The organism is Streptomyces bullii (assembly GCF_042657145.1).
In the GTDB taxonomy this organism is placed as follows: domain Bacteria; phylum Actinomycetota; class Actinomycetes; order Streptomycetales; family Streptomycetaceae; genus Streptomyces; species Streptomyces bullii.
This window is the reverse complement of the sequence record NZ_JBHSNY010000014.1, coordinates 250,634-264,149: the sequence shown is the minus strand read 5'-3', so window position 1 is coordinate 264,149 and position 13,516 is coordinate 250,634. Positions and strand designations below refer to the sequence as shown.

Here is a 13,516-nt window from a genome sequence, read left to right as displayed (position 1 = left end):
AGGGCCCGCTCCCGCTCCACCAGCAGCGGCAACGGCTCACTGCTGGTCACCAGCTCCCGCAGCGGATGACGGGCCAGCACGGCGTCGACCTCCGGGGTGAGCGCCGCCGCCAGCCGCGCCGCGGCCGAACGGTCCTCGTCGCGCAGGGCAGCCGCGGCGGCCAGCACCACATCCCTCCCGCCGCCGTCGGGCACACCGGCGGCGGCACGCTCGTACAGCCGCGCGCCCTCTTCCAGGACGACCTCCGTGTCCATCCCCGCCGGTATCTTGATCTGCGCGTGGTGCCGCCAGGTGGTGACCGGGTCGCCCCACGCCTCCACCGTGTACGTCCACAGGCCGGGCTCTCCGGCGGTCACCGTGGCGCCCCACCGGTCCGTTCCGGGGGCCAGTTCCCGCATCGGCGTCCACGGCCCGGGACGGCCCCCGGGATCCCGGAGGACGACGTTGGCGGCGACGGCGTCGTGTCCCTCCCGGAACACGGTGGCCGAGATCTCGAACGTCTCACCGGTCACGGCCTTGGCCGGCCGGCGCCCGTGCTGGACCACCGGGCGGACGTCGAGGACGGGTATGCGCCCGACGGCGGTCGCGCTGCTCGCGGAGGGGGACTCCGGGGACGGTGGGCCGACGTCGACCGGGGGCGCGGGGCGTGCGCTGGTGCTGCGGGTCGGGCGTGCTGGTGAATGGTGCTTGGCGGGCATGACCGCTCCTGTCCGCGTCAACGTGGGTGGGCGGATGTACGTGGGGAGGTGGGTCCTGCGTGGTGTTTCTGAGGGGTGTACCCGGAGGAGCCTTCCCACACCGTTCGGGTGGGCAATCCGGCACGTTGCTAACTACTCACGCGTATGTCGACACACAAGACCGGCCTCGTCCGGAGCGGACGAGGCCGGTGCCCGTGATGTGCCGTTTCCCGGTCATTTCGCGTGCGGTACCTGCACGAGTCTGTTCGGCGAGCCGAGGCCCCGGCCGGAGATCTTCCCGGACACCGCACCCTGCACCAGGGCCTTGGCGACCTGGGCCGGGGCGGCCTTCGGATGGTCGGCCAGATACAGCGCCGCGACGCCGGCGACGTGCGGTGACGCCATCGACGTGCCCGAGTAGGTGGCCCGGGCGGTGTCGCTCGCGGCGGACGCGGAGGTGATCGCCACGCCCGGGGCGAACAGGTCGAGCGCCGAGCCGTAGTTCGAGAAGGCCGGTTTCCCGTCCCGCTGGTCGGACGCGCCGACCGTGATCGCCTGCGGTACGCCGGCCGGCGAGTACAGGGCGGCCGGCAGGCCGTCGTTGCCCGCGGCGACCGTGTACGTGACCCCGGACGCGATCGAGGTGCGCACGGCGGCGTCCAACTGGGCGTTGCGGTGTCCGCCCAGGCTGAGGTTGGCGACCGCCGGTTTCCTCGCGTGCCGGGTCACCCAGTCGATGCCGGCGATCACCTGGGCCGTGGTGCCCGAGCCCGCGCCGTCGAGGACGCGGACGGCGACGACCTTGGCCTTCTTGGCGACGCCGTGGCTCTTGCCGACGGCCGTGGCGGCGACGTGCGTGCCGTGGCCGTTGCCGTCGCCGGCGTACCGGTCGTCGCCGACGAAGTCCCAGCCGTGGACGGCCCGCCCCCCGAAGTCCTTGTGGCTGACGCGGATGCCGGTGTCGATGACGTACACGGTCGTGCCCGCTCCGGCCGACTCGGGCCAGGTGTACCGCTTGTCCAGCGGCAGACCCGGCTGGTCGACGCGGTCGAGTCCCCACGACGGCGGGTTCTGCTGGGTGTGGTCGAGGGTGACGCGGGTGTCCTGGACGACCGAGGCGACGCGTCGGTCGGCGGCGAGCTGTTTCGCCTGTCTCTCGGACGCCCTGATCGCGTAGCCGTTGAGGACCGTGCCGTAGGTATGGCTGATTTGCGCCCCGTACTTCTCGGCGAGGCGCTGTCCGGTCGCCGACTGCGCCCGGGTCTCCTCCTTGAGAGTCACCAGATAACTGCCGTTGACGGAGCCGGGGTCCCCGGCGCCGAGTATCCGCCCCTCCGGTGCGGCGTGCGCGGGCAGGGTGGTGGCCGAAAGCGCGGCAGCGCAGGCCGCCGCGGTCAGACCCCCCGCCCGGCGCAGACGCCGTGTTCGCGTCCGTGCCATGGTGATGAGTTCCCCTCCTCAACTCGGCGTACGGCGGCCCGGGTTCGTCGGGCGAACCCGGTGAGCCGGTACGCCGACCACTTGGCAGCGTCTCGTGCGGTGTGAAGCACCACAAGGACGCCTGTGGGGGCGGAATCGGCCATATCCACCGGAGGCGGAGCGGGATGCCCGCCGTGGCCTGCGCGGCCCGGTGGGGCTTGCTGTCGCGCCGGCGCGCGGTGGACCCAGCTGCGGGCCGTCCCGCCGGCCGCGGGCATGCAGCCGCCTGGTGCGGTGCGGCACGGGTGGGCGCAGCGGCACCCCGCCGCGCCGGGCCGCACGACACCCCGGCCTCGGCACCGACGCCGCGCGGCACCTCGCAGCGCCGGCCGCGACCCCACCCCCACCCGTCCCCTCTCACCCGCTCCGTGGCCGGAACACGGCGGTCGGCCCCGCAGCCAGGGTGACACCGACGCCGGTACTGTCGGGAGGGACGCCAAGGCGCACCCTGCGTCTCCAGCGAACGCGTTGAGGTGGAATGTGAAGGCGATCCGTCGATTCACCGTCCGACCCGTCCTCCCCGACCCCCTCCGGCCGCTCAGCGATCTGGCGCGCAATCTGCGGTGGTCCTGGCATGCGGAGACCCGTGACCTGTTCCAGACCGTCGACCCCGAACGCTGGGCCCGCTCGGGCGGTGACCCCGTACGGCTGCTCGGCAGCGTGGCGCCCGGGCGGCTCGAGGAGCTCGCCGAGGACCGCCGTTTCCTGCGCCGTCTCGCCGCGGCCGAGGGCGACCTGCACGACTACATGACCGGCGACCGCTGGTACCAGAGCCAGCCCGACCGACTCCCCGCCGCCATCGCCTACTTCTCACCGGAGTTCGGCATCACCGCGGCCCTGCCGCAGTACTCCGGCGGCCTCGGCATCCTGGCCGGCGACCATCTGAAGGCGGCCAGCGACCTCGGTGTGCCGCTCATCGGGGTCGGGCTGCTGTACCGGCACGGCTACTTCCGGCAGACCCTGTCCCGCGACGGCTGGCAGCAGGAGCACTACCCGGTGCTCGACCCCAACGAGCTGCCCCTGGTGCTGCTGAAGGAGGACGACGGCACCCCCGCCCAGGTCGATCTCGCCCTGCCCGGTGGCAGGTCGCTGCGCGCCCGGATCTGGCTGGCGCAGGTCGGCCGGGTCCCGCTGCTGCTGCTGGACTCGGACGTCGAGGAGAACGATCTCGGCGAGCGAGGGGTGACCGACCGGCTGTACGGGGGCGGCAGTGAGCACCGGCTGCTGCAGGAAATGCTGCTGGGCATAGGGGGCGTGCGGGCCGTGCGGACGTTCTGCCGGCTCACCGGGCACCCCGGACCCGAGGTGTTCCACACCAACGAGGGGCACGCCGGATTCCTGGGCCTGGAGCGCATCGCCGAGTTGTGTGCCGAGGGGCTGGAGTTCGACTCCGCGCTGGAGGCGGTCCGCGCCGGGACGGTCTTCACCACGCACACCCCCGTGCCGGCTGGGATCGACCGGTTCGACCGGGAGCTGGTCGCCCGGCACTTCGGGCCGGACGCCGAGCTGCCGAGGATCGACGTCGAGCGCGTGCTGCGGCTCGGGATGGAGACCTACGCCGGCGGTGAGCCGAACCTGTTCAACATGGCCGTGATGGGGCTGCGTCTCGCCCAGCGCGCCAACGGGGTGTCGCTGCTGCACGGGCAGGTGAGCCGCGAGATGTTCTCCGGCCTGTGGCCCGGCTTCGACCCGGACGAGGTGCCCATCACGTCGGTGACCAACGGGGTGCACGCGCCCACCTGGGTCGCCCCGGAGGTCTTCCGGCTGGGTGTACGGCAGATCGGGGCCCAGCGCGCCGAGGACGCCCTCACGGTGGGCGGCTCGGACCGCTGGGACGCGGTCGCGGACATTCCCGACCAGGACATCTGGGAGCTGCGGCGGTCGCTGCGCGAGCAGCTGGTGCTGGAGGTGCGGGAGCGGTTGCGCGCCTCCTGGCGGCAGCGGGGCGCCGGGACGGCCGAGTTGGGGTGGATCGACACCGTGCTCGATCTGGACGTCCTGACCATCGGGTTCGCGCGGCGTGTGCCGTCGTACAAACGGCTGACGCTGATGCTGCGGGACCGCGACCGGCTGATGGAGCTGCTGCTGCACCCCGAGCGGCCCGTGCAGATCGTCGTGGCGGGCAAGGCCCACCCGGCCGACGACGGCGGCAAGCGGCTCGTCCAGGAACTGGTGCGCTTCGCCGACGATCCGCGGGTGCGGCACCGGATCGTGTTCCTGCCGGACTACGGCATGGCGATGGCGCAGAAGCTCTATCCCGGCTGTGACATCTGGCTGAACAATCCGCTGCGCCCGCTGGAGGCCTGCGGCACCAGCGGTATGAAGGCCGCGCTCAACGGCTGCCTCAACCTCTCGGTGCGCGACGGGTGGTGGGACGAGTGGTTCGAGCCCGACTTCGGATGGGAGATCCCCACGGCCGACGGGGCCGGTACTGACCCGGACCGGCGGGACGACATAGAGGCCGCCGCTCTGTACGACCTGCTGGAGCGCCGTGTGACGCCCCGCTTCTACGAGCGCGGCCAGAGCGGGCTGCCCGACCGGTGGATCGAGATGGTCCGTCAGACGCTGAGCCTGCTGGGACCGAAGGTGCTGGCGGGGCGCATGGTGCGGGAGTACGTCGAGCGGCTCTACGCGCCCGCGGCCCTCGCCCACCGCTCGATGGACCCGGACGCGGCGCGCGCGCTCGCCGAGTGGAAGGCCCGGGTGCGGTCGGCCTGGGGCGCTGTCACCGTCGACCATGTCGAGACGTCGGCCGAGACGGCGACCGCGGAGCTCGGCACGACGCTCGGGCTGCGGGTGCGGGTGGGCCTCGGAGACCTGGGTCCGGACGACGTCGAGGTGCAGGCCGTGTCGGGCCGGGTCGACGAGGAGGACCGGATCGCCGACGCGACCGCCGTGCCGCTGAAGCCGGCGGGCGGGCCGGACCAGGAGGGTCGCTGGGTCTACGAGGGGCCGCTCTCCCTGGACCGTACGGGCCCCTTCGGCTACACGGTCCGCATCCTGCCCGCCCATCCGCTGCTGGCGTCCGGCGCGGAGCTGGGGCTGGTGGCGGTGCCCTCCGAGGAACTGGTGGAGGCGGCGGGGCTGCTCATGCGGTGACCGTCAGTCCTCCGCGTCCCGCCTGCTCAGGCGCTGCAGCACGGTCCCGCAGCGGCGGGCGTACGCGTGCTGCAGTCCGCGGGTCGCCGGGCCGGCCGCGCGGGCGTACCACTTCGCCGGGCGGCTGAAGGCGTGCACGGTCAGCCAGACCGTGCCGTCGCCCGTGCGGTCCACGACGAAGGACTCCTCGCCGCACTCCGGGTGGCCGGTCAGCGTGCCGTACGCCCAGCCGGCGCGGCGGGGTTCCTCCACCGTCCACACCACCCGGCAGGGCGCCCTGACCACACCCGCGAGGGTGACGGTGACGTCGACGCCGGGCGCGGCCCGGTCCGCGCTCGCCTCGACGCCGACCCCGAGCGCCCGGTGCAGCTCCCAGGTCAGGACCGCCTCCGACGCCCGGCGGAAGACCTGTTCGCCCTCGCCCAGGCGGGTCCGCACGTGCAGGGGCCTGAAGCCGGGTGGGCAGAAGCCCTCTTCGCGGGTGGCGCCGACGGCGTCGTAGGTGAAGGCCTGGGAATCGTCAGAAGACACGGCACCCAGCGTACGGGCGGCACCCGGAGCGCTTCCTCCCGGGTGCCGCCCGTCGGCCGGACCGTGCCGGTCAGTTCACGTTGACCGCGGACCAGGCCGCCGCGACCGCCTTGTACTCGGTGCTGGTGGAGCCGTACAGCGCCGACGCCGCGTTCAGGGTCGCCGTACGGGCGCCGGAGTACTTGGTCGTCGACGTCATGTACGTGGTGAGCGCCTTGTACCAGATCTGCAGCGCCTTGGTGCGGCCGATGCCGGTGACCGTGGAGCCGTTGGAGGTGGGCGAGTTGTAGGTGACGCCGTTGATGGTCTTGGTGCCGCTGCCCTCGCTCAGCAGGTAGAAGAAGTGGTTCGCGGGGCCCGAGGAGTAGTGCACGTCCATGCCGGCCAGACGGGAGGACCAGGAGTCGGCCGAGTTGCCGTCCTTGCTGGGCTTGTCCATGTAGCGCAGCGGGGTGCCGTCGCCGCGGATGTCGATCTTCTCGCCGATGAGGTAGTCACCGGGGTCGGCGGCGTTGTTGGCGTAGAACTCCGCGCCCGCGCCGAAGATGTCCGAGGTCGCCTCGTTCAGGCCGCCGGACTCGCCGCTGTAGTTGAGGCCCGCGGTGTTCGAGGTCAGGCCGTGGCTCATCTCGTGCGCGGCCACGTCCAGCGAGGTCAGCGGGTGGGCATTGCCCTCGCCGTCGCCGTACGTCATGCAGAAGCAGGCGTCGGACCAGAAGGCGTTGACGTAGTTGTTGCCGTAGTGGACGCGGGAGTAGGCGGCCTTGCCGTCGTTGCGGATGCCGCTGCGGCCGAAGGTGTTCTTGTAGAAGTCCCAGGTGACCTGGGCGCCGTAGTGCGCGTCGGCGGCCGCGGTCTCCGGGTTGGACGGGGTGCCGTCGCCCCAGATGTCGTCGGAGCCGGAGAACAGGGTGCCGGTGCCGGAGGTGCCGCGGTTGAGGTTGTACGTCTTGTGACCGCCGCGCGTGCCGTCGCTCAGGTTGTACGCCGACCCGGACTGCGTGGTGCCGAGGGTGACCTTGCCGGCGTACATGGTGTTGCCGGTGCCGGTCTCGATGCCCTGGTACTCGTAGAGCTTCTCGCCGGTGGCCGCGTCGGTGACGACGTGCAGTTCGTTGGGGGTGCCGTCCTCCTGGAGGCCGCCGACGACCGTCTCGTAGGCGAGGGTCGGCTTTCCGCCGGCCGCCCAGATCACCTTGCGGGGCGTGGAGTTCGCCTCGGTCTTCTCCGAGCCGGCCGCCTTGGCGAGGGTCACGGCCTGCTTCTCGGCCTTGGCCGCGGTGATCGCGGGCTTGAGCGAGGCGACCGTCAGGTCGGCCTTCGTCGCTCTGGTCACGCCCTTGGTCTCGCCCGACTCCGACTCGTGCACCACGAGGTCGCCGCCGAGCACCGGCAGGCCCGCGTAGGTGCGCTCGTAGCGGGTGTGGACCGTGCCGTCGGCGTCCTTCACGACGTCCTTGACGACCAGTTTCTCCTGCGCGCCGAGGCCTATCTCCTCGGCGGTGGCGGTGGCGTCCGCCTGCTGCTCCTTGATGAGGGAGGCGCGGACGGGGGCCGACAGCAGGACCGGGGCGGCGGAGAGAGCCGGCTTGCCGGCGGGGGCGGAGTCGGCGGCGGCGCTGCCGGTGGTCAGACCGGTGGTGAGCAGGGCACCGGCTGCGACGGCGGTGGCGATGGCCAGGGTGGTGCGCTTGTGACGCGCGTAGCGGGGAGTCACACGAGCTCCTTTTGTGGGGGAAGTGCGGTGGTGCTGGTGCGGCGGGTGGGGGAAGAGTGGCACCTCGGGCGCGTACATGTCAGGACTGTGGAGTGATGTTGGCCGGAAATCGACTGCCGGATGAACATTGCCGACGGACGAACGGACACCGCCCCGACGGGAGTTGATCCACCGGGGCGGTGCCGGCTCAGCCGGGTGCCGCGGCCTACGGGAAGGTGAGCTTCCAGCCGTTGATGCGGCCGGTGTCCTGCGCCGCCTGGTCCTGCACCCGCAGCTTCCAGGTGCCGTTGGCGACCTCGGAGGAGGCGTCGACCGTGTAGGTCTCGTTCACGTTGTCCGCCGAGTCGGAGGAGCTGAAGTTCTTCAGGCGGTACGCCGTGCCGTCCGGGGCCAGCAGATCGATCACCAGGTCGCCGCGCCAGGTGTGCACGATGTCCACCGCGACCTTGAGGTTGGCGGGGGCGTTGCCGGTCCGGCCGGACACGGTGATCGAGGAGGTGACGGCCGCGCCGTTGTCCGGGATCGCGACGTCGGTGGTGTTCTCGAAGGACGTACCGCCGCCGCCTCCGCCGCCGGAGCGCGCGCCGACGTTCACGCCCGCCCAGGCGTCCTGGACGGCCTTGTACTCGGCGCTGTCCGTGCCGTACAGCTCACCGGCCGCCGCGAGGGTGCCGTTGCGGGCGCCCGCGTAGTTGGTGGTCGAGGTGAACTTCGTGGTCAGCGCGCGGAACCAGATCTTCTCCGCCTTGGCGCGGCCGATGCCGGTGACCGGCAGGCCGTCCGAGGTGGGCGAGTTGTAGGTGACGCCGTTGATGGTCTTGGTGCCGCTGCCCTCGCTCAGCAGGTAGAAGAAGTGGTTCGCGGGGCCCGAGGAGTAGTGCACGTCGATCGAGCCGATGCCGGAGTACCAGCTGTCCTTGGACGCGCCGTCCTTGCTGGGCTTGTCCATGTAGCGCAATGGGGTGCCGTCGCCATTGATGTTGATCTCCTCGCCGATGAGGTAGTCACCGACGTCGGAGGAGTTGTTGGCGTAGAACTCGACGGTCGCGCCGAAGATGTCCGAGGTCGCCTCGTTCAGACCGCCGGACTCGCCGCTGTAGTTGAGGCCCGCGGTGTTGGAGGTGAGCCCGTGGGTCATCTCGTGCGCGGCCACGTCGATCGACGTGAGGGGGTTGGCGTTGCCGGAGCCGTCGCCGTACGTCATGCAGAAGCAGCTGTCCGACCAGAACGCGTTGACGTAGTTGTTGCCGTAGTGGACCCGCGAGTACGCGCCCACGCCGTCCCCGCGGATGCCGCTGCGGCCGTGCACGTTCTTGTAGTAGTCCCAGGTGAGGGCCGCGCCGTAGTGCGCGTCGGCGGCGGCCGACTCCAGGTTGGACGGGCTGCCGTTGCCCCAGATGTCGTCGGAGCCGGAGAAGAGGGTGCCGGTGCCGGAGGTGCCGCGGTTGAGGTTGTACGTCTTGTGGCCGCCACGGGCGCCGTCGGTGAGGGTGTACGTCGAACCGGACTGCGCGGTGGTGAGGTCGACCGTGCCGGAGTACACCGTGTGGCCGGTGCCGGTCTCGACGGCCTCCCACTCGTACAGCTTCGCGCCCGTCCGGGCGTCGGTGACGACGTGCAGCTCGCGCGGAGTGCCGTCGTGCTGGAAACCGCCGACGACGGTCTCGTAGGCCAGGGTCGGCCTGCCGTCCGCCGCCCAGATCACCGTGCGGGGCGCCCGGTTGACGCCGGGGCTCCCGGCGTCCTCGGCCTGCGCGGCGGACAGGGCCTGCCGCTCCGCCTTCGCGGCGGGCACGGAGGGCTTCGTCGTGGTCGGCTCGATGGCGGCGCGGGTGGCCTTGACGACGGACGCGGTCGCGTCGGACGCAGTGCTCTCGACGACCAGGTCGCCGCCCAGGACCGGCAGGCCGTCGTAGGTGCGCTCGTAGCGGGTGTGCACGGTGCCGTCGCGGTCCTTGAGGACGTCGCGGACGACCAGCGTCTCCCTGGCGCCGAGGCCCAGGTCCTCGGCGACCTTGCCCTTGGCCGCGTCGGCCTCGCGGATCAGCGCGGCGCGCTGGGCGGGGGTGAGCCGGACCGACTCCGAGCCCGGGTTCGCACGGCCCTCAGCCCGCGGTGCCTTCTCCGGGGCTGCGGTGGCGGTGCCGGACTGCACGGCGGTGGCGATCAGCGCGGACACGCCCACCAGGGCGAGCGCGGCGGCGCGGCGGTGCGTGGTGGCGGTGGCGCGTCTGTGGGAGGTGCGTCTGTGAGAGGGACTGCTGCTCAACACTGACTCCTTCTGCGCGGCCGCGGGTCGCGCGGCCTGGGGAGACCGGACGGCGGGTGAGCCGGCCGGGCAGAGCGGTCGGTACGCGGAACCACGTGCTGATGTGCGTCGGAGCTCGGCCGGGGCGCGGCGGCGGAAGGAGCTGTGGGGTCGCTGTGCGCGCGGCCGTGGGAAGCGTGGCAGGAGACCGCGGTTTCTGTCAGGGGCGCGTCAGAACTTTGGCCGGAAACAGTTCGTTGTCCGGGAGTTCATGTTCGATATACGGAGCGGCCGGTGCTCAGGTGGGTTCGCCGTGCCAGGTCCGCCACAGCCGCGCGTACGCCCCGCCGGCCGCCACCAGCTCGTCGTGCGTGCCGAGTTCGGTGAGCCGGCCGTCCTCCATGACGGCCACCCGGTCCGCGTCGTGCGCGGTGTGCAGCCGGTGCGCGATCGCGATGACGGTACGGCCCTCCAGTACGGCGGCCAGGGCGCGCTCGGTGTGGCGCGCGGTCGTCGGGTCCAGCAGGGCGGTCGCCTCGTCGAGGATCAGCGTGTGCGGGTCCGCCAGGACCACGCGGGCCAGGGCGAGTTGCTGTGCTTGGGAGCCGTCGGTGCGGTGGCTCCTCTGGTCGAGCGGGGTGTCGAGCCCGCCCGGCAGCTCCCGGACCCATGTGTCGGCGCCGACGGCGGCCAGCGCGGCCCACAACTCCTCGTCCCGGGCGGCCGGTTCGGCGATCCGCAGGTTGTCGCGGACCGTGCCGAGGAACACGTGGTGCTCCTGGGTGACCAGCACGACCTGGCGGCGCAGTCGCTCCGGGCCGAGCGCCACGACCGGTACGCCTCCCACCGTCACCGACCCGGCGGTGGGCGCGTCCATGCCCGCCAGCAGCCGGCTCAGCGTGGTCTTGCCCGCGCCGGAGGGCCCGACCACGGCCAGCCGCTCGCCCGGTGTCACCGTCAGGTCGACCCCGCGCAGCACTTCGACGCCGCGGTCGTAGGCGTACCGCACGTCCGTCACGTCGATACGGTCGTCCGCGGGGACGGCCGACGCTGTCCCGGCGGACGACCGCGGAGCCTGGCCTAGCCCCTCCACACGGGCGAACGAGGCGCCGCTGCTCTGCAGTTGCTCCACCCGCATCAAGATCTCGTCCAGCGGCGCGGTGAACTGCTGCAGATACAGGGCGGCCGCCACCACGGCCCCCAGGCTCATCGCCCCCCGCTCGTGCAGCACCCCGCCGGCCAGCAGCACCCCGCCCACGGGAAGCACGTACGAAGTCTCCACCACCAGGAAGAACACGGTCCGCAGCCACAGGGTGTACAGGCGTCTGCGGCGGGAGACGTCGAGTGCCGCCCGGCTCGTCGCGATCCGACGCCGCTGGAGCCCGAACGCCTCGACCGTGCGCGCCCCGGCCGCGGTCGCCGCGAGGACCTCCGTGACGTGCGAGTTGGCCTCGCCCTCGGCGAGGTAGCCGTCCCGGGCCCGGCGCAGGTACCAGCGCAGCACGCCCCAGATCGGCAGCAGCCCGCACACACCGATCAGGCCGAGCAGCGGGTCGAGCGCGAAGACCGCGCCGAGCAGGAACAGCGCCTGCACGGTGTTGATCAGCAGCTCGGGACCCGCGTCGCGCAGCGTGGTTCCGACGGTGGCCACGTCAGCGGTGCCACGCGCGGTCAGATCGCCGGTGCCGGCTCGCTCCACCACGGACGCGGGCAGCGCGAGCGTCCGGTCGACGAACTCCTCGCGCACCCGGGCCAGCGTCCGCTCCCCGAACCGGTGCCCCACGTAGCGGGCCCAGCGGGCCAGCAGCAACTGGGCCAGCGAGCACAGCAGGATGCCCAGCGCCAGCCGGTCCACCGCCCCGACCCCGTTGCCCGCCCGCACCTCGTCGACGATCCGCCCGAGCAGCCAGGGGCCGGCGAGCCCGGCCCCGGCCGCTGCCGCGTTCAGGGCGACGGCGCTCGCGAAGGCCCGCCCGTCGGCCCGCACCAGCCGCAGCGAGGCCCGGCGGACCTCGGCGGGCCCGGCGACGGGCAGGTGTCCCCGGCTCATCCCATGACCTCCTGGGCATCGGTGTCCCTGGCCACCAGCGCCCGATAGCCGGGCTCCTGAGCCAGCAGCCGAGCATGGGTGCCCGTGGCCGCCACCTTGCCGTCGACGAGGTAGTACACGGTGTCCGCACGGTCCAGCACGAGCGGGGACGTGGTGCTCACCACGGTCGTACGCCCCTCACGTGCCGCTCGCAGGCGGTCCGCGACGGCCGCCTCGGTGTGCGCGTCCAGGGCCGAGGTGGGTTCGACGGCCAGCAGTACCTCCGGATCGGCGAGCAGCGCGCGCACGAGTCGGATCCGCTGCCGCTGGCCGCCGGAGAGGTTGCGGCCCTGGGGGTCGATGGCCGAACCGAGCCCGTCCGGCAGGCCCTGCACGATGTCGTCGGCCACCGCCGCGTGCACGGCCCGCATGATCTGCGTGTCGCCGGGTTCGCCCCGGCCGCCGACCAGCTCCCGCAGCGGCCCCGCGAACAGATCGGCCTCGTGGTCGGCGACCAGGATCCTCCAGCGCACCTGCGCGAGCGGGATCTCGTCCAGGCGTATTCCGCCCCAGGTGGCCTCCGACGGCGTGTACCGGCCCAGCCGGTCCACTACGCCCGCCGCGTCCGCGGGCCGCGCCGCGGCCAGCGCGGTCAGCCGCCCCGGCAGCACCCGCACCCCGGACTCGGGGTCGTGCAGCACCGACGGCTCCCCCGGGGCTTGGGCGGTACCGGTGTCCGGCTCGGGCTCCAGCCGCAACAGCCCCACGACGCGCCGGGCGGCGACCGTGCCCCGGCCGAGCTGGTAGCCGCACTCGATGAAGAACGCCACGGGGCGCACGATCACCGCGACATAGCCGTACACCGCCACCAGCTCGCCGACGGTGAGGGTGCCCTGGGCGGCCAGCCGGGCCGCCAGCCAGGTCACGACGGCCAGGAACAATGTCGGCAGCCCCACCCCGAGCGCCTGCATCCAGCTGGTCACCGCCCCGACCCGGTAGCCCTGCTCCCGCAGCCGTGCCGAGTCCCGGCGGAACGCGTCGCCGACCAGGCCCTTGCCGCCGAGGCCGTTGAGGACCCGCAGCCCGCCGGCGAGGTCGCCGATCCGCGCGGTCAGCACCCCCTGCCGTTCCCGGTACTCGGCCTCCGTGCCCTGCAGCCGCCCCACCAGCGGCCCGACGATCACCGCGATCAGCGGCACCCCGAGCAGGACCACCGCGGCGAGCTGCACGGACACCGACATCAGCAGCCCGGCGACCGCGCAGTAGGCGACCACCGCGCCGACCCCCGGCCCGACAACCGTCAGGGACAAGCTGATCTGCTGCACGTCGCCCACCCCGATGGTGACCAGCTCACCGGCGTCGGCCCGGCGCGGCAGCGCGGCCCCGAGCCGTACGGCGTGCCCCACGACGACCTTGACGGTGCGGAAGTTGGCGTCCATCCGCACCCGGGTCATCACGCGGTGCCGCATGATGCTCAGCCAGGAGTTGAAGGCCCCGACCAGGACCAGCGCCGCCGTCCATCCCGCGAGCGCGCCCATGTCGCCGGGCTGCAGCCCCTCGTCGATCGCCCGGGACATCAGATACGGCGTCGCTGACAGCAGGACCATCCACACGCTGCCCAGCACCGCCCCGGTGACGGACCGCCACGGCTGCCGCGTCACCAGCCACCACAGGTACCGCCGGCCGCCCCGGCAGTCGGGTGTGCCGGGATCCTCGTACGCGTCGATCATCCGTTC

8 protein-coding genes are annotated in these 13,516 nt (G+C 72.7%); 1 reads left to right on the top strand and 7 read right to left on the bottom strand.

Annotation, left to right across the window (positions count from 1 at the left end; all coding sequences use genetic code 11):
* Together ACFPZJ_RS34580 and ACFPZJ_RS34575 are read right to left on the bottom strand one after the other, a co-directional pair.
* Positions 1-698: maltotransferase domain-containing protein (locus ACFPZJ_RS34580; RefSeq protein WP_381030068.1), on the bottom strand; the 698-nt coding region annotated here is incomplete at its 3' end.
* A 213-nt stretch (positions 699-911) separates the two neighbouring features.
* Positions 912-2,117 (bottom strand): S8 family peptidase, encoded by a 1,206-nt coding sequence (locus ACFPZJ_RS34575; RefSeq protein WP_381030065.1) that lies wholly within the window; start codon positions 2,115-2,117, stop codon positions 912-914.
* Between the two features lie 519 nt (positions 2,118-2,636).
* Between ACFPZJ_RS34575 and ACFPZJ_RS34570 the strand changes: the two genes are divergently transcribed.
* Positions 2,637-5,255, top strand: coding sequence for a glycosyltransferase family 1 protein (locus ACFPZJ_RS34570; protein ID WP_381030062.1), 2,619 nt, complete (start codon positions 2,637-2,639; stop codon positions 5,253-5,255).
* 3 nt (positions 5,256-5,258) lie between these two features.
* Here ACFPZJ_RS34570 and ACFPZJ_RS34565 read toward each other — a convergent pair whose 3' ends face one another.
* From ACFPZJ_RS34565 to ACFPZJ_RS34545, 5 genes are all read right to left on the bottom strand, one after another.
* Positions 5,259-5,795: a DUF1990 family protein gene (locus ACFPZJ_RS34565; protein ID WP_381030096.1), complete on the bottom strand. Its 537-nt coding sequence runs from the start codon at positions 5,793-5,795 to the stop codon at positions 5,259-5,261.
* A gap of 61 nt (positions 5,796-5,856) precedes the next feature.
* Positions 5,857-7,503, bottom strand: a complete 1,647-nt coding sequence (locus ACFPZJ_RS34560) for a M4 family metallopeptidase (protein ID WP_381030060.1) — start codon at positions 7,501-7,503, stop codon at positions 5,857-5,859.
* Positions 7,504-7,708: 205 nt separating this feature from the next.
* Entirely contained in the window at positions 7,709-9,772 is a 2,064-nt protein-coding gene (locus ACFPZJ_RS34555; protein ID WP_381030058.1) for a M4 family metallopeptidase, read from the bottom strand.
* 277 nt (positions 9,773-10,049) lie between these two features.
* A complete protein-coding gene (locus ACFPZJ_RS34550) occupies positions 10,050-11,801 on the bottom strand; it encodes an ABC transporter ATP-binding protein (protein ID WP_381030055.1) in 1,752 nt (583 codons plus the stop codon).
* On the bottom strand, positions 11,798-13,510 hold the full coding sequence (locus tag ACFPZJ_RS34545; protein WP_381030052.1) for an ABC transporter ATP-binding protein: 1,713 nt from the start codon (positions 13,508-13,510) through the stop codon (positions 11,798-11,800). Before ACFPZJ_RS34545 ends, ACFPZJ_RS34550 begins: the two co-directional genes overlap by 4 nt.
* Positions 13,511-13,516 lie beyond the last annotated feature (6 nt).

What these genes read in the sequence shown, in the direction of transcription:
- ACFPZJ_RS34575 (WP_381030065.1), bottom strand. Translation starts at nt 2,117, where the DNA reads ATGGCACGGACGCGAACACGGCGTCTGCGCCGGGCGGGGGGTCTGACC.
- ACFPZJ_RS34550 (WP_381030055.1), bottom strand. Translation starts at nt 11,801, where the DNA reads ATGAGCCGGGGACACCTGCCCGTCGCCGGGCCCGCCGAGGTCCGCCGG.
- ACFPZJ_RS34545 (WP_381030052.1), bottom strand. Translation starts at nt 13,510, where the DNA reads ATGATCGACGCGTACGAGGATCCCGGCACACCCGACTGCCGGGGCGGC.